Genomic DNA, 13665 nt, shown 5'->3' on the forward strand with positions numbered 1-13665 from the left:
TTGTCCTACTGGGTGAGGTGGAACGATTCGTCAGGTTGGTGCTCAGGTCGCGGAGTCGGTCGCAGGCCCTTGAGGAACAGCCGGATCCCGTGCACACGGATCATGACGACGACCGTGAGGTTGGCCCACGGCCGCCGCAGGGCGGTTATGAGGCGCGCGTCGGCGCTCCGGGTGCCCCGCATCGTGGCGACGAAGGCAGGGCGGCCGGGCCGGCGCAGCGTGACGGTCACCGAGAGCTCGTCCCCCGGCTCCGGCACGCGCAGCTCGTAGTCGCCGTCCACGCCGTGGAACGGCGAGACGTAGAACGTCTTCTCGGTCGTCGCGCGACCGTCGGCCGAGGGCTCCAGCAGGTAGCAGCGCCGTCCGCCGTACGTGTTGCGGACCTCGGCCACGACATGCGTCAGAGCCCCCTCCGCGTCATGACAGTAGAACAGGCTGAGGGGGTTGAAGACCTGGCCGAGCACCCGCGGGCTGGCCAGCATGCGGACGGAGGCGGGCCGGTCGACCCCGCTGGAGCGCAGCCAGCCGTCGATGTTCTCGCGGAGGGTCCGGGCGCCGTCGCCCATGTGGTCGCGGGCGGCGAAGGAGCAGAGGCGGCTCAGGCCCTTGGGCAGCTCCGGCACGTCGTCGAGGTCCACGAGCCAGGTCCGTGCGCGGTTCGTGAACGCGTACGGGACTCCGTCACGCCGGTGGTGGCCGATCGTGACGTCATAGCTCGCGAGTGCCTCGCGCCGCGTCACCAGTCGGCGCCCAGGCTCGCGGCTGCGGCGACGCCCGAGCGGCAGCCGTCCTCGTGGAATCCCCAGCCGTGGTAGGCCCCGGCGAACGCGACGACGCCGTCGTTCAGGCGCGGCAGCTCGGACCGGGTCGCGACCGAGTCGGGGGTGAACATCGGGTGCTCGTAGCTCATCTCCGCGATCAGCTGATCGGCGTCCACGGAGTCGTCGCGATTGAGCGTGACGAGGTAGCGCGAGCGGCCGGGCAGCCGCTGCAGGCGGGTCATGTCGTACGTGACGTTGACCTCGGACCCGGCCGCGTCGCACGCCGGCATCTGGTAGTTCCAGGCCGCTTGGGCCCGCGGCGCCGACGGCAGGATCGACGCATCGGTGTGCAGCGCCGTCGGGTTCTTGGAGTACGTCCAGGCACCGAGCATGGCTGACTCGGCGGGAGTGGGCTCGGCCAGCATGCGGAGGGCCTGGTCAGGATGCGTCGCGATGACGACGGCATCGAAGTCGGCGGCCTGGTCGTCCTCGTCGATGATGCGGACCCCCTCGGCCGTACGCGTGACCGACCGAACCGGCGTCAGGAGGTTCACCGCGGTCAGCAGCTTGCCGACCTTCTGGACGTACGCGTGCGAGCCGCCGGTGACGGTGCGCCACGGGTGAGACCCACGGACGGAGAGCATCCCGTGGTTGGCGAGGAACTCGAAGAGGTAGCGGGCCGGGTAGGCACCGGCCTCGGCCGGGGCGCAGGACCACACGCAGGCCACCATCGGCACCACGAAGTGCGTGCGGAAGTAGTCGCTGAACCGGCCCTCCGCCAAGAACTCGTCCAGGGTCAGCTGATTCGACTCGGTCTCGGCCAGGTGGCGGCGGGCGCGGCGGTGGAAGCGCACGACCTCGCTGAGGAGGTAGAGATAGCGACCATTCGTCACGTTGCGCGGGGTCGGGAACAGGCCCCCGAGCTTCCGCGCCCCGGCGTACTGGAGCCCGCAGCCGTCGCAGCGGATCGACATCGACATCTCCGACTCCTGCGTCTCGACACCCAGCTCGTCGAACAGGCGGGTCAGGTTCGGGTACGTCTGCCGGTTGTGCACGATGAACCCGCTGTCGACGTTGAGCAGGCGGCCGTCCGGGTCGGGCACCTCGTGCGTGTGCGCGTGGCCACCGAGCCGGTCGTCGGCTTCGTACAGCGTGACGTCCGCGACGCGCTGGAGCAGGTAGGCGGAGGTCAGCCCCGCCACTCCGCTCCCGATGACGGCGATCTGTCGTCTGCCCATCATGCAACTCCTTGGTCCGGTTGTGCCTGCCGAGGAATTCGCATCCAGGGCGTGACCGGATTGGTCAGATCGGCACGTCGACGATGGGATCTGTCGTCGGCTTCTCGGATCCTCCGGAGGGCTCGACCGTCACGGCCACCTTGTCGACCTTGGTCAGGTCCTCCATGATCATGTCGCCGGATCGGCTGAACGTCCCTTGCGACTGGGCCTTCGCGCCGTCGATCAGCCACACCTGGTAGACCTTGCCGTCGTCGAGGTCCGGCAGCTCGTCGGCCACCACGACTGCGGCGTCGCGGCTCTCGGACGTGACCAGCCGGACCGTGCCACCATCGGGGAAGCTCAACGCCTTCGTGTCGGCGTCCGGAGCTCCGAGGACTCGGGTCATCGCTGCGATCTTCTCACTACGCTCCGCGGCCCTGTCATGCTCGACCAGGTACCCGCCGGCCCCCGCGACACCCACCACGAGGGCGGCCGCGGCGACGAGCTGCGGGACCCTCCGCCGCAGCGTGCCGCCACGACCGCTCAGGGCGGTCACGATGGGCCTTTCCTGGGGTACGGAACTGACGGCGGCCACGAGCCGCTGGCGCAGCTCGGCCGGCGGGGTCTGGCTCTGCGCCTCGGCAAGCCGGGTCGCGGTCGCCTGGAGGCCTCCGAGCTCGGCGCTGCAGTCGGGGCACTGGGAAAGATGCGCCTCGAACCGGTTGCGCTCCTCGGCGTCGAGGGCGTCCAACACGTAGGGCGCCAGAAGAGAATGAAGGTCGGTGGTCATGCCGGAACTCCCATGCAGTCACGCAGGCGGACGAGCCCGTCGCGTATGCGGGTCTTGATGGTGGCCGGGTTGGTTGCGAGGACTTCGGCGACCTCGGCGTACGTGTGCCCGTTGTAGTAGGCCAGGTTGACGGCCTCGCGCTGCAGCTCGGTGAGGCCGTCGAGACAACGCCGCACCTGCTCGTGCTCGAGCGTCGTGCTGACGGTCTCCTCGACGACGTCGAAGTCCGGTCCGCTGGTCCAGTCGTACCGGTTCTCCCGGTTGGTCGCGGCCTGGTCGTGGCGCACGGCGTCGACAGCCCGCCGGTGAGCAAGGGTCAGGACCCAGCCCTTGGCGCTGCCGCGGGTGTGGTCGAAGCGCGGCGCCGTCTGCCAGACCTGGATGAAGACCTCCTGGGTGATCTCCTCCGCCCGGGCCGGATCACGTACGACGCGGCGGGCCAGGCCGTAGACCGACGCTCCGAGGAGGTCGTAGACGGCGGTGAAGGCCCGCTCGTCGCCGCGACCCACGCGGGTCAGCAGCTGCTCGGCGTCGGCCACGGGTTCGTCCGATGCGGAGTCGGCGAGGCGCAGGTGCGCTACTGCACGTGTCACGAGGTTCTCCGATCGAATGGGCTTCTTGCCAGTCATTCGAACCTGCCTCCACGTTGGATGGGTCGACCTCACCATGTCATGTGCAGGGTCCAGACGCAGCAAGGTGGTCCCATCTACCTAATGCTTTTAGGTATGTCGCTAACATGATGAGCATGAAGGTCCCCGACACGACCGAGCTGAGGCGCTCGTTCATCAACTCTTCCCGAAGCAAGGCGGCTTCGATGTCCTTGCCCGCCGCGTGGCCGCCGGCCCACGCGGATGATCTCGACTTCCTCGGCTGGGTGGACCCCAAGGCGCCACGGCGCGCCTATCTCGTGATCGGCCCGACGACGCTCGACGAGCTGGTCGCCGTCGAGCTGCGCGCCCCGAGCGTCGCCACGGCCCCGAAGCGGCAGACGATGTGCGACCTGTGCCAGACCGTGGACGCTCCCGACGGGTCACTGCTCATGGTGGCGCCCCGTGCGGGCTCCCGCGGGAGGTCGGGGGACTCCGTCGGCGTCTACATGTGCGCCGACTTCGCCTGCTCCCGGCGCGCCCGTCAACCCTTGAAGCCCCATCAGCAGTCGCTGACCGGGGTGCCCGACACGCGCGTCACCGCGTTGGTCGAGCGCGTCACGGCTTTCGTCGACCGAGTCAGGAGCTGACGAGATGCCACGGGCCGGACTGACGACCGAGAAGGTCGCCCTCATCGGTGCGCAGCTCGCGGACGACCTGGGCTTCGACCGGGTCACGATCTCGGAGGTGGCCCGCAGGGCCGGCGTCCAGGTCGCCAGCCTCTACTCGCACGTCAACGGATCGGACGACCTCCGCGCCCGCATCGCGTTGGTGGCCCTCGACGAGCTCGGTGACAGGGGTGCCGAGGCCCTGGCGGGCCGTTCGGGACGGGATGCGCTGCTGGCCTTGGGCAACGTCTACCGCGACTACGCGACGGAGCACCCCGGCCGCTACGACGCCGCTCGGCACCCCGTAACGGGCGACGCTGCCGGTCTCCGGGCCGGACAGCGACACTCCGACATGCTGCGTGCGATCCTGCGCGGCTACGACCTGGCCGAGCCCGACCAGACGCACGGAGTCCGACTGCTCGGCAGCATCTTCCACGGCTTCATCAGCCTCGAGCGCAGCACGAGCTTCGACCACAGCTCGCCCAGCTCGCAGGAGTCCTGGACGAAGATCCTCAGCACGCTGGACGCGATGCTCCGCAGCTGGCCACGTCACGGCTAGGCACCAGGAGACATCCTGACGCCACACGTGGGCGTTGATTTCCACGACCAAATGAAGCGCTCGAACGGTGTTTTGTCGCTAGCGTGGGTCCGACCACACTCCCCAGCCGACAGGTTGCCCCATGATCCGCAAGCAGAAGCTCGATCCTGAGGTCCAGAAGGACCTGACCCGCGTCACGGACTTCGACGCCGATCTCGTCAAGGCGCTCGCCACCGTCGGCGTCCAGGTCCATGTCCCCCAGGGCTGGTCGATCATGATGGAGAGCACGCCCGGCGACTCCGCCTACATCCTCCTCGACGGCGAGGTCGAGATCCGCAAGTCGGGCGAGGTCCTCAGGTCCCTCGGACCCGGAGCCGTCTTCGGCGAGATCGCCCTGGTCGGTCATCGGCTGCGCAGCGCGTCGGTCGTCGCCTCGACCGACATCAGCGCCCTGAGGCTGGAGGAGACAGCTGTGGAGACGCTGAGCCAGATGAATCCCGCATTCGCCGAGACGCTGCGCTCCACGGCGGCGAGCCGGCTCGAGTCCTCCTAAGCGCGCTCGCGGGACCGCCAGTCGAGCACGTGCAGCTGGTGGGTCCCCGGAACGCCCTTGAGGTCAGCCTCCCGCGACTCCGCGACGCTGATGGTGCCCTCGTCGAGCGCGTCCAGGACGGCCTCGCTCACCAGCACCTCACCGCCCTCCGCCTGCGCGGCCACCCGCGCCGCGTACGCCACGTTGCGTCCGAACAGGTCGCCGTCGCGGTGCACCGCTGAGCCGCGGTGCGCCCCGATCCGGACCTTGACCCCCGACAGTCGTGACCCGGGCCGGACCTTGCTGAGGGCGCGCTGGATGTCGCACGCCGCGCCGACCGCCTCCGAGGCCTCGGCGAACGCCACCATGAACCCGTCACCCTGGGTCTTGATGACGTGCCCCGAGTGCGCGTCGATGGCCCGTGTGAGGAGCCGGTCGTGCTTGGACAGGAGCTGCACCCAGCCACGATCTCCGAGCCGGTGGTTGAGCGCCGTGGATCCCTCGATGTCGCTGAACAGGATCGTCACGGTGCCGTCCGAGGCAGCCAACCGGACGAGATCCGGACGCTCGACGTCGGCCCACAGGGCGAGGTCGTCGATCGAGCTGCGCAGCGCCCCGCTGAAGCCTTGATCCTTGACCTTCAGAGCCGTCCCCACGACGGTGCGGACGGCGTCGGCCGGGGTGGGGACGATGCGCTGCCGCTCGGTTCGGCGCTCGAGCTCGGCGATGCGCTCCCGCGACCGCGCCAGCTTCCAGGTCGCCACGAGCAGTGCGACGGCGAGCAGGCCGGTCGACGCCGCCAGGACGAGCTCGAGGTCTGACACGGCACCACCGTAGCGGCTCGACAGCTGCTCAGGAGGAGGTGCGCAGGCGTCGGGCAGGCCCGTTCGGCCCGGCGATGGCCGAGAGGACCGCGATGTCGTCGCGGGCAGATGGCCCTTGGAACTGCATGACGTCGAGCAGGACCCGCCGAGGCACGTCCCGGCTGTCGGGCGTCTCGGCAACGATGCGCGTCAGGCGCTGGTCCCCGTACCAGTCGGGCCCGTGGCGCGCCTCGGTGACACCATCGGTGAACATCGTGATGGAGTCACCGGGCTCCATCACGAACCGGTCGTCCACGAACGTCGGCGCGTCGAGCGCCCCGACCAGCGAACCGGCTGTGCCCACCTCGCGGACCGAGCCGTCACGGTGACGCAGGATGGGGAGCGGGTGCCCGCCGACACTCACGGTGCCGAGCCAGCGGTCGCCCTCGCGCAGGAGACGGAGCACCGCCACGGTGCAGAACCTGTCACGCCCTGCGCCGGTCAGGGCGCGGTTGAGCACGGTCAGCATCGCTGACGGCGCGTCGGTCTGCATGGCGATCGCACGGAGCGCGTGCGTGACGAACGTCGTGAGGGCTGCGGCCTCGACCCCTTTGCCGACGACATCACCCAACACGATGACCCATTCGTTGCCGCCGATCTGGAAGATGTCGTAGAAGTCTCCGCCCACCTCGCTGCCGTCACCGGCGGGCCGGTACTCGGCCGCGACCTCGAGACCGTCGATGATCGGCGGGGCGGGCGGGATGAACGTCTGTTGCAGCGTGTGCGCCAGCTCGCTCGACCTGGCCTCGGCGCGCTCGGCCTCCTGCCGCGCGACCAGGAGCTCCTGCTCGTACGAACGGCGCTCGCGTGCCTCGAACACGATCGTGCGGATGACCGACCTGTCTGCGGAGTCACCGAGGTTCGAGCTCACCAGGACGGGCACGGTGCTGCCGTCGGGGCGAACGAGCTCGAAGGCGATCTCGTGCACCTCGCCGTGCATCTGGAGCGCCGGGCGGAAGTGCGTCTCGTGGAACATGCGGTCGCCCACGGTCAGGAACGAGGCGAATCGGGACTTCCCGACCACGTCGTCCGCGCCGCGCGCGACGAGCCGGAGGAATTGGGCGTTCGCGGCGATGATCGTGCCGTCGGGGTCCTGCTCGACATAGCCGCAGGGTGCGTTCTCGAACAGGTCCAGCGCGTCCCGTGGCACGACTAGGACACGAACGACGCGATGGCCGCGATCGTCTCGTCCGGAGCGGTGAGGTGAGGACAGTGACCACTCGTGTCCAGCAAGACGTAGGCGACGTCAGGCACCTCGTCGCGCACCAGCTCGCCGGCGGACTGCGGAGCGATGATGTCGTCCCTCACCTGGATGACGAGCGTCGGCGTCTTGAGCCGGTGCAGGTCGCCGCGGTTGTCGGAGCGGAACGTCACCTCGGCGAACTGTCGCGCGATGTCGGGGTCGGTCCGGCAGAAGCTCTCCGTCAGCTCGCCACCGAGCTCCGGACGGTCGGGGTTCGCCGCGATCGCGGGGGCCATGGCACGCGACCAGCCGAGGTAGTTGCTCGCCATGGACTCGAGCAGCTGGTCGATGTCGGCCTCGGAGAAACCTCCGACATAGTCGACGTCGTCGATGTAGCGCGCGGACGGTCCCACCATGACCAGCTGCGCGAACAGGTCGGGACGCTCGATGCAGGCCAGGGCCCCGATCATCGCCGACACCGAGTGACCCACGAAGATCACGTCGCCGACGCCGAGGGCCTCGACGATGTCGATGACGTCGCCGGCGTACCCGGCCAGCGTCGAGTAGCGCTCGGGGTCGTACGACGAGAGGTCCGCTGCTCCGGCACCGACGTAGTCGAACGTGACCACGCGGAAGTCCTTCGCGAAGGCCGGCGCGACCCGCTGCCACATGTTCTGGTCACATCCGAAACCGTGCGCGAAGAGCATGGTGGGCCCACCTTCGACCCCGCTCAGGACGACGTTGTGCCGGGTGATCGGATCCACCGGCACAGCGTAACGGAACCCCTGCGGGCCCGCGGTCGTCGTAGCCACCGTCCGTGGGTTGTGAAAGCATGGGACCGACGTGCTCGAGCAAACGGGTGGTCGTCGTCGTGTCGAGCCCTCTGTCCGGGCTTCCCACGGTGGCGACGTTCGATCTGTGACCGGTGCGGGGGATGCATGAGCAGCGAGAAGTCCGAGATGTTCGCCCAGATGGCGTTCGCGCTCCACCAGGAGAAGGTCCCCGAAGCCACCGTCCACCTCGTCGTGGACTACGCCCGTTCGGCGATCCGGTGTGACGAGGCGGGCGTCCTGGTGACCAGACGCAACAAGGTCGAGACGGCTGCTGCCACGTCGATGCTCGTGCGCCGGGCCGACCAGTTCCAGCAGTCCCTTCGCGAAGGCCCGTCCCTCTGGGGACGGGACGAGCCCGCTCACGTCGTCATCGACGACACGCTGGCCGATGATCGCTGGCCCCGGTGGGCCGAGCGCGTCGCGCTGCTGGGCCTCCGCTCGGTGCTGAGCCTTCCGCTGCACACGGCCGAGCGGACGTACGGCGCTCTCAACCTCTACAGCCGTGAGCCCGGGGCCTTCACGGCCGGCGACGTGGCGGTCGCCGCCACGTTCGCCCGCCACGCCTCCATCGCGCTGGCATCGGGCGAGGAGGTCTTCCACCTCAAGATCGCGGCGGACAGCCGCAACCTGCTGGGCCAGGCGCAGGGCATCCTCATGGAGCGCTTCGACATCGACAGCGATCGCGCGTTCGACGTCCTGCGGCGCCACTCCCAGAGCCACAACGTCAAGCTCGCCGTCATCGCGCAACAGGTCGTCGACCAGCGACAGCTGCCGACGTCGGCACCGCCTCCACCCGCCCCCACCCCTTCGGACGCGCCGGCCGAGCCGGAGCGTCCGCCGATGACGCTGACGTCGGTCGACGACGGCCCCCACCGCATCATCGGCGTCGCGGGCGAGGTCGACGTCTCCACCGCGCCGGAATTCATCGAGACAGCGCTGGCGGCGGTCGAGTCCGGACAGCACCACCTCATCGTCGACCTGCACCGGACCTCGTTCATCGACTCCTCGGGCCTGTCGGCGTTCATCCTCGTGCAGAAGGCCCTCGCCAAGCAGGGTGGAACGCTCGACCTGGTCGGGCTGGTCGAGCGGGTTCACCGGTTGTTCACGATGGCCGGCCTCGACCAGGTCATCCGCCTGCACGCGACATTGGACCAGGCCAAGGAGTCGCTCGACCCACGGTGACGTCCAGGTGCTCGACCGGACCAATCGTCGACGGCGACTGCCCCGAACCATTCACGTCACCCGAAGACCCGACGTACACAGGATGTGGACCACATGACCAAAGCCGCCGCCCTGCTCCGCCTCGTCGAGGACGGCATCGGCCTGTCCCTCCCGATCCGGCTGCGCGCCTGGGACGGCAGCGAGGCCGGCGTGCCCGGAGCGCCCACGGTCGTCATCCGCAACAAGCGCGCCCTGCGGCACGTCCTCTGGAGCCCGGGTGAGCTCGGCGTCGCTCGCGCGTACGTCCAGGGCGACCTCGACGTCGAGGGCGACCTGGGTGAAGCCCTGCGGGCCATGTGGGACGCGGTCCGCGACGCGCGTACGGCCGACGGTGCTGCCGGGCGTCCGCGCATCGGGCCCAGGCAGGTCGCCCGGGCGGCAGCCCTCGCCGTACGGCTGGGAGCGATCGGTCCGCGGCCGCCCCGCCCTGCGGCCGAGTCCAACCTGACCGGTGAGGTGCACAGCAAGGAACGCGACCTGGCCGCGATCTCCCACCACTACGACCTGTCGAACGAGTTCTACGAGCTGATCCTCGACCCCAACATGGCGTACTCGAGCGGGTTCCACAGCTCCCCCGACATGGGTCTGGAGGAGGCGCAGGTCGCCAAGCTCCACCTGATCTGCCGCAAGCTCGGGCTGCAGCCCGGCATGAAGATGGTCGACATCGGGTCGGGCTGGGGATCGCTGACGCTGTTCGCCGCCGAGCATCACGGGGTCCACGTCACCGGGGTGACGCTGTCGGTCGAGCAGCGCGACTACGTGATGGGCAAGGCGGTCGAGCGCGGCCTCCAGGACCGGGTCGAGGTGAGCCTTCGCCACTTCCGCGACCTCGAGGCGTCCGGCGTCCGCGACAACGAGATCGACGCCATCGCCTCGATCGAGATGGGTGAGCACGTGGGCGACGCCGAGTACGTCGTGTTCGTCGACTCGATCCACCGCTACCTCAAGCCCGGCGGCCGCGTCCTGATCCAGCAGATGTCACGGAGCAACGACGCACCGGGCGACCGTCCGGGCGGCGGGCCCTTCATCGAGACCTACATCGCGCCCGACATGCACATGAAGCCGCTGGCCAAGACCCTCGGGCTGATCGCCGGCGCCGGCCTCGAGATCCGCGACGTGCAAGCGATGCGCGAGCACTACCCGCAGACCGTCGCGGCCTGGGCAGCCAACCTGGAGGCCGGCTGGGACAAGGCCGTGAAGCTGGTCGGTGAGGAGAACGCCCGCGTCTGGCGGCTCTACCTCACCGGCGGTGCGCTGGCGTTCGAGGAGAACCGGATGGGTGTCGACCAGATCCTGGGGGTCAAGCCGAGCGCCCGCGGGGTCAGCGGCATGCCGGCGTCACCGCTGGCCTGGCTCGCGTAGCGCCGCCGCGGACGGGCCCGGTAGCCGAAACGACGGCGGTCACCCGTGCCACACCACGCTCAGCCGATCGGCCCGCGGGTGCCGCTCGATCGTCGTGCGTACGCCGTAGACGTCCTGCACCAGCTCGCTCGTGAGCACCTCCTCGGTCGAGCCCGCCCCGACGACGTGCCCGCCTCGCATGACGACCAACCGGTCGCAGAACGCCGCGGCGAGGTCCAGGTCGTGCAGCGCCGCGATCGTGGTGATCCCGAGACCCCGCACGGTCGAGAGGAAGTCGATCTGGTGCCGCAGGTCCAGGTGGTTGGTGGGCTCGTCGAGCATCAGCAGCGAGGGCTCTTGAGCCAGGGCCCGGGCCAGCTGCACCCGCTGGCGCTCGCCCCCCGAGAGGGTCTGCCACCGACGGTCGGCCAGGTCGTCGACCCGGCCCTGCTTGAGCGCTGCCTCGATCTGCGACCTCCCCTCGTCGATCCGTCCGGGCCAGCGACCGCGGTGTGGGATGCGGCCGAGCTCGACGACCTGGCGCACCGTCAGGTCGAGCGATGTCGAGGCATGCTGCTCGAGCAGCGCGATCCGCCTGGCCCGTACGCGGCTCGGCCAGGCGTGCACGGCCTCGTCCGCGACCTCCACCCGCCCGCGCGTGGGCCGGCGGAGGCCGGCCATGACATGCAGCAACGACGTCTTGCCCGACCCGTTCGGCCCGATCAAGCCGGTGACGCTGCCGGCAGGGAACTCCGCGGACACGTCGTGCAGGATCGTGAGGTCCTCGACCCCCCAGTCGATCCCTTCGACGACGACCCTCATGCGTCCCTTCCCTCTCGTCGCAGCAGCCAGGCGAAGGCCGGCGCGCCGATCACCGCGGTCACCACACCGATCGGGATCTCCTGGCCGGACACCAGCGACCGGGCGATGGTGTCGGCCCAGAGGAGCAGGATCGCGCCGAGCAGTGCGCTGAGCGGCAGGAGACGCCGGTGGAGCGGACCCCACACCAGCCGTACGACGTGGGGCACCACCAGGCCCACGAAGCCGATCGCGCCGGTGAACGCGACGAGGGACGCCGTCAGGAGTGCCGAGCCGATCAGCAACGTCCAACGGGTTGCCGTGATGGAAACCCCCAGCGATCCGGCCGAGGACTCGCCGAACGCGAAGGCATCCAGGTCGGATGCGAACGCCATGATCAGCACGACGGCGAGCCCGGCGACACAGCACAGGAACAGCGACGATCCCCACCGGATGCCGGCCAGCGAGCCGAGCGTCCAGCTCAGCACCCGGCGGGCCGCGTCGTGATCTCCGCTCATGATGACCACGAACGAGGTGTACGCGGCGCAGATCTGGCCGATCGCGACGCCGGCCAGCACCGTGCGTGACGGGGGCAGCGCACCGGAACGACCCGTGGCCAGAGCCAGCACGAGCACCATCGCCAGGAGCGCTCCGGCGAACGCACCCAAGGTGATCATCGTCGCCGAGACGAGTCCCGCGACGCTCACGCCCAGCACGATGACGCTGACCGCACCCGCCGTCGCCCCGCCCGAGATGCCCAGCAGATAGGGGTCGGCCAGGTCGTTGCGGGTCAGGGACTGCAGGACGGCGCCGCAGATCGCCAGGCCGGCGCCGGTGGCCGCGGCGGCGAGGACCCGGGGCATGCGGAGCTGCCAGACGATCTGGTCGTCCAGGAGCGACGCGTCGACACCGGCGCCGAGCCGCTGCAGCACGACGTCGGTCACGGTGCTGATCGGGATCGACACCGAGCCGATGCCGAGCGCGACGATCATCGTGACGAGCAGGAGGAGGGTCAGGAGCGCGAACGGAGCCGCGGTGCCGGCGGTCCCCCGGCTCACGACCGCGGTCTGCTGCTGGTGCATCAGCCGCGCCCGAGCTCGGCGAGCCCGGCAGCGACGGCACGCGCGCCGTCCGCCAGACGTACGCCGGGGGTCGTCTCGGAGAACGGCAGGACCACGAACTGCTCGTCACGTACCGCCTTCAGGTCACGCAGCGCAGGGTCCTTCTTCAGCAGCGCGATCTTGTCGTCGGCCGACGACCAGTCGGCGTCGGCCAGCACGATGACGTCGGGGTCGGCCTTGACGACGCGCTCCCAGCTCACGTCCGCCCAGCCACCCTCGACGTCGGCGAAGACGTTGGTCGCGCCGACCGCGTCGAGGATCAGCTGCGGGCCGCCCTCGCCCGTGCCGGCGAACGCCGCCTTGTCGCCGGAGTCGAACCAGAAGACCGTGGTGCCGGCGCCCACGTCCTGCTGGGCGAGCGCGGCGAGCGCGCTCCTCTGGTCCGAGCGGATCTTCGCTGCTCGGTCAGGCACACCCAGGACGTCCGCCACGACCTCGACCTCGTCCCACACGGACTCGAACGACACGTCGACACTCGGCTCGTTCTCACCACAGCCGAAAGGCGACGTGTACGAGCCGATGCCGAGCTCCTGGAGGTCGGTGGGCGTCCCGGCGTTCTTCCGCTCGAACGCGCTCGAGTACGACCCGTAGACGAAGTCGGGCTCCGCCGTCAGGAGGGTCTCGTGGTCCGGGTACTCCTTCGAGAGCACGGGGACCGACTCGTACGCCTTCGCCCACTTCGCGGGCACCTGGTCGTCGAGATAGGCCGTCCCGACGAGCTGGTCCTCGGCGCCGAGAGCGAGCACGAGCTCGGTCGCGCCCTGGTTCATGGTGACGACCCGAGACGGCTTCTGCTCGATCGTCGAGGTGAACCCGCAGCTCGTGGCCTCGACCGGGTAGTCGGCTGAGCCGGGCGCGGCAGCCGCGTCCGACTCAGGCGGCCCGCCGCACGCCGCCAGGACGAGTGCCGCGAGCGACACGAGGGCAGGGGTCAGGAACGTACGACGAGAGGTCGACATCAAACGGGGTTCTCTTCCGAGTCCGGAGGCTCTTGCGCGAAGCCTGGTGGGTGGATGGCACAGACGCGACGTCTGCGGCCAGCAGGTCTTCGGACTCGGGATCAACCGGACGGCGCGCCTTCCCAGACCCTTCGGTCCAGTGGCCTCGTGCTCCGCCCGTCACCCTCACCGCTGCGCGTCAGTCCCGGATTCACACCGGGTTCCCTGGCTCATCGCTGAGTTGACTGGCAGTCGCAATCTAGCAGCCGGTGGC

The 13665-nt window shown here is 69.8% G+C and carries 15 protein-coding genes and 1 riboswitch; of the genes, 5 read left to right on the plus strand and 10 right to left on the minus strand.

Features of this window, described 5'->3' with window-relative positions:
- Positions 1-5: 5 nt before the first annotated feature.
- The 4 genes from AB0N22_RS10185 to sigK form a co-directional block, all read right to left on the minus strand.
- Positions 6-740: a DUF1365 domain-containing protein gene (locus AB0N22_RS10185; protein ID WP_364639023.1), complete on the minus strand. Its 735-nt coding sequence runs from the start codon at positions 738-740 to the stop codon at positions 6-8.
- Positions 737-2002 (minus strand): FAD-dependent oxidoreductase, encoded by a 1266-nt coding sequence (locus AB0N22_RS10190; protein WP_364639026.1) that lies wholly within the window; start codon positions 2000-2002, stop codon positions 737-739. Before AB0N22_RS10190 ends, AB0N22_RS10185 begins: the two co-directional genes overlap by 4 nt.
- Before the next feature lie 61 nt (positions 2003-2063).
- Positions 2064-2768, minus strand: a complete 705-nt coding sequence (locus AB0N22_RS10195) for an anti-sigma factor (RefSeq protein WP_364639029.1) — start codon at positions 2766-2768, stop codon at positions 2064-2066.
- Positions 2765-3361: an ECF RNA polymerase sigma factor SigK gene (sigK, locus tag AB0N22_RS10200; protein WP_364639032.1), complete on the minus strand. Its 597-nt coding sequence runs from the start codon at positions 3359-3361 to the stop codon at positions 2765-2767. Before sigK ends, AB0N22_RS10195 begins: the two co-directional genes overlap by 4 nt.
- Positions 3362-3513: 152 nt before the next feature.
- Between sigK and AB0N22_RS10205 the strand changes: the two genes are divergently transcribed.
- The 3 genes from AB0N22_RS10205 (at position 3514) to AB0N22_RS10215 (ending at position 5114) form a co-directional block, all read left to right on the plus strand.
- Positions 3514-4005, plus strand: a complete 492-nt coding sequence (locus AB0N22_RS10205) for an FBP domain-containing protein (RefSeq protein WP_364639035.1) — start codon at positions 3514-3516, stop codon at positions 4003-4005.
- A gap of 4 nt (positions 4006-4009) precedes the next feature.
- On the plus strand, positions 4010-4582 hold the full coding sequence (locus tag AB0N22_RS10210) for a TetR/AcrR family transcriptional regulator (RefSeq protein WP_364639038.1): 573 nt from the start codon (positions 4010-4012) through the stop codon (positions 4580-4582).
- Positions 4583-4703: 121 nt separating this feature from the next.
- Positions 4704-5114, plus strand: coding sequence for a cyclic nucleotide-binding domain-containing protein (locus AB0N22_RS10215; RefSeq protein WP_364639041.1), 411 nt, complete (start codon positions 4704-4706; stop codon positions 5112-5114).
- Here AB0N22_RS10215 and AB0N22_RS10220 read toward each other — a convergent pair.
- Genes AB0N22_RS10220 through AB0N22_RS10230 form a run of 3 tightly spaced genes read right to left on the minus strand, consistent with a single transcriptional unit; the run spans position 5111 to position 7903 of the window.
- The gene (locus tag AB0N22_RS10220; protein ID WP_364639044.1) at positions 5111-5917 is read right to left on the minus strand and encodes an adenylate/guanylate cyclase domain-containing protein; all 807 of its coding nucleotides are present in this window, start codon (positions 5915-5917) and stop codon (positions 5111-5113) included. The two genes, AB0N22_RS10215 and AB0N22_RS10220, sit on opposite strands and share 4 nt — an antisense overlap.
- A 28-nt stretch (positions 5918-5945) precedes the next feature.
- Positions 5946-7106 carry a SpoIIE family protein phosphatase gene (locus tag AB0N22_RS10225; protein WP_364639047.1) on the minus strand — a complete coding sequence of 387 codons (1161 nt, stop codon included), beginning with the start codon at positions 7104-7106 and terminating at the stop codon, positions 5946-5948.
- 2 nt (positions 7107-7108) lie between these two features.
- Entirely contained in the window at positions 7109-7903 is a 795-nt protein-coding gene (locus AB0N22_RS10230) for an alpha/beta hydrolase (protein ID WP_364639050.1), read from the minus strand.
- A 174-nt stretch (positions 7904-8077) separates the two neighbouring features.
- On the opposite strand from AB0N22_RS10230, the gene AB0N22_RS10235 reads away from it, so the two are divergent.
- Both AB0N22_RS10235 and AB0N22_RS10240 read left to right on the plus strand, forming a co-directional pair.
- On the plus strand, positions 8078-9154 hold the full coding sequence (locus tag AB0N22_RS10235) for an anti-sigma factor antagonist (RefSeq protein WP_364639053.1): 1077 nt from the start codon (positions 8078-8080) through the stop codon (positions 9152-9154).
- 93 nt (positions 9155-9247) lie between these two features.
- Positions 9248-10555 carry a cyclopropane-fatty-acyl-phospholipid synthase family protein gene (locus AB0N22_RS10240; protein WP_364639056.1) on the plus strand — a complete coding sequence of 436 codons (1308 nt, stop codon included), beginning with the start codon at positions 9248-9250 and terminating at the stop codon, positions 10553-10555.
- A gap of 39 nt (positions 10556-10594) precedes the next feature.
- Here AB0N22_RS10240 and AB0N22_RS10245 read toward each other — a convergent pair whose 3' ends face one another.
- From AB0N22_RS10245 to AB0N22_RS10255, 3 genes are read right to left on the minus strand one after another with little or no spacing between them, the layout of a single operon-like run.
- Positions 10595-11356 carry an ABC transporter ATP-binding protein gene (locus AB0N22_RS10245; RefSeq protein WP_364639059.1) on the minus strand — a complete coding sequence of 254 codons (762 nt, stop codon included), beginning with the start codon at positions 11354-11356 and terminating at the stop codon, positions 10595-10597.
- Positions 11353-12414 (minus strand): iron chelate uptake ABC transporter family permease subunit, encoded by a 1062-nt coding sequence (locus AB0N22_RS10250; RefSeq protein WP_364639062.1) that lies wholly within the window; start codon positions 12412-12414, stop codon positions 11353-11355. The genes AB0N22_RS10245 and AB0N22_RS10250 overlap by 4 nt, the downstream gene beginning before the upstream one ends.
- Entirely contained in the window at positions 12414-13412 is a 999-nt protein-coding gene (locus AB0N22_RS10255) for an ABC transporter substrate-binding protein (protein ID WP_364639065.1), read from the minus strand. The genes AB0N22_RS10250 and AB0N22_RS10255 overlap by 1 nt, the downstream gene beginning before the upstream one ends.
- Positions 13413-13474: 62 nt before the next feature.
- Positions 13475-13656, minus strand: a riboswitch (cobalamin riboswitch).
- Positions 13657-13665: the final 9 nt, after the last annotated feature.

This window comes from Aeromicrobium sp. NPDC092404, from assembly GCF_040684095.1.
GTDB lineage: Bacteria > Actinomycetota > Actinomycetes > Propionibacteriales > Nocardioidaceae > Aeromicrobium.

What these genes read in the sequence shown, in the direction of transcription:
- AB0N22_RS10215 (WP_364639041.1), top strand. Translation starts at nt 4,704, where the DNA reads ATGATCCGCAAGCAGAAGCTCGATCCTGAGGTCCAGAAGGACCTGACC.
- AB0N22_RS10255 (WP_364639065.1), bottom strand. Translation starts at nt 13,412, where the DNA reads ATGTCGACCTCTCGTCGTACGTTCCTGACCCCTGCCCTCGTGTCGCTC.
- AB0N22_RS10205 (WP_364639035.1), top strand. Translation starts at nt 3,514, where the DNA reads ATGAAGGTCCCCGACACGACCGAGCTGAGGCGCTCGTTCATCAACTCT.
- AB0N22_RS10240 (WP_364639056.1), top strand. Translation starts at nt 9,248, where the DNA reads ATGACCAAAGCCGCCGCCCTGCTCCGCCTCGTCGAGGACGGCATCGGC.
- AB0N22_RS10195 (WP_364639029.1), bottom strand. Translation starts at nt 2,768, where the DNA reads ATGACCACCGACCTTCATTCTCTTCTGGCGCCCTACGTGTTGGACGCC.
- AB0N22_RS10210 (WP_364639038.1), top strand. Translation starts at nt 4,010, where the DNA reads ATGCCACGGGCCGGACTGACGACCGAGAAGGTCGCCCTCATCGGTGCG.
- AB0N22_RS10190 (WP_364639026.1), bottom strand. Translation starts at nt 2,002, where the DNA reads ATGATGGGCAGACGACAGATCGCCGTCATCGGGAGCGGAGTGGCGGGG.
- AB0N22_RS10250 (WP_364639062.1), bottom strand. Translation starts at nt 12,414, where the DNA reads ATGCACCAGCAGCAGACCGCGGTCGTGAGCCGGGGGACCGCCGGCACC.
- AB0N22_RS10245 (WP_364639059.1), bottom strand. Translation starts at nt 11,356, where the DNA reads ATGAGGGTCGTCGTCGAAGGGATCGACTGGGGGGTCGAGGACCTCACG.
- AB0N22_RS10235 (WP_364639053.1), top strand. Translation starts at nt 8,078, where the DNA reads ATGAGCAGCGAGAAGTCCGAGATGTTCGCCCAGATGGCGTTCGCGCTC.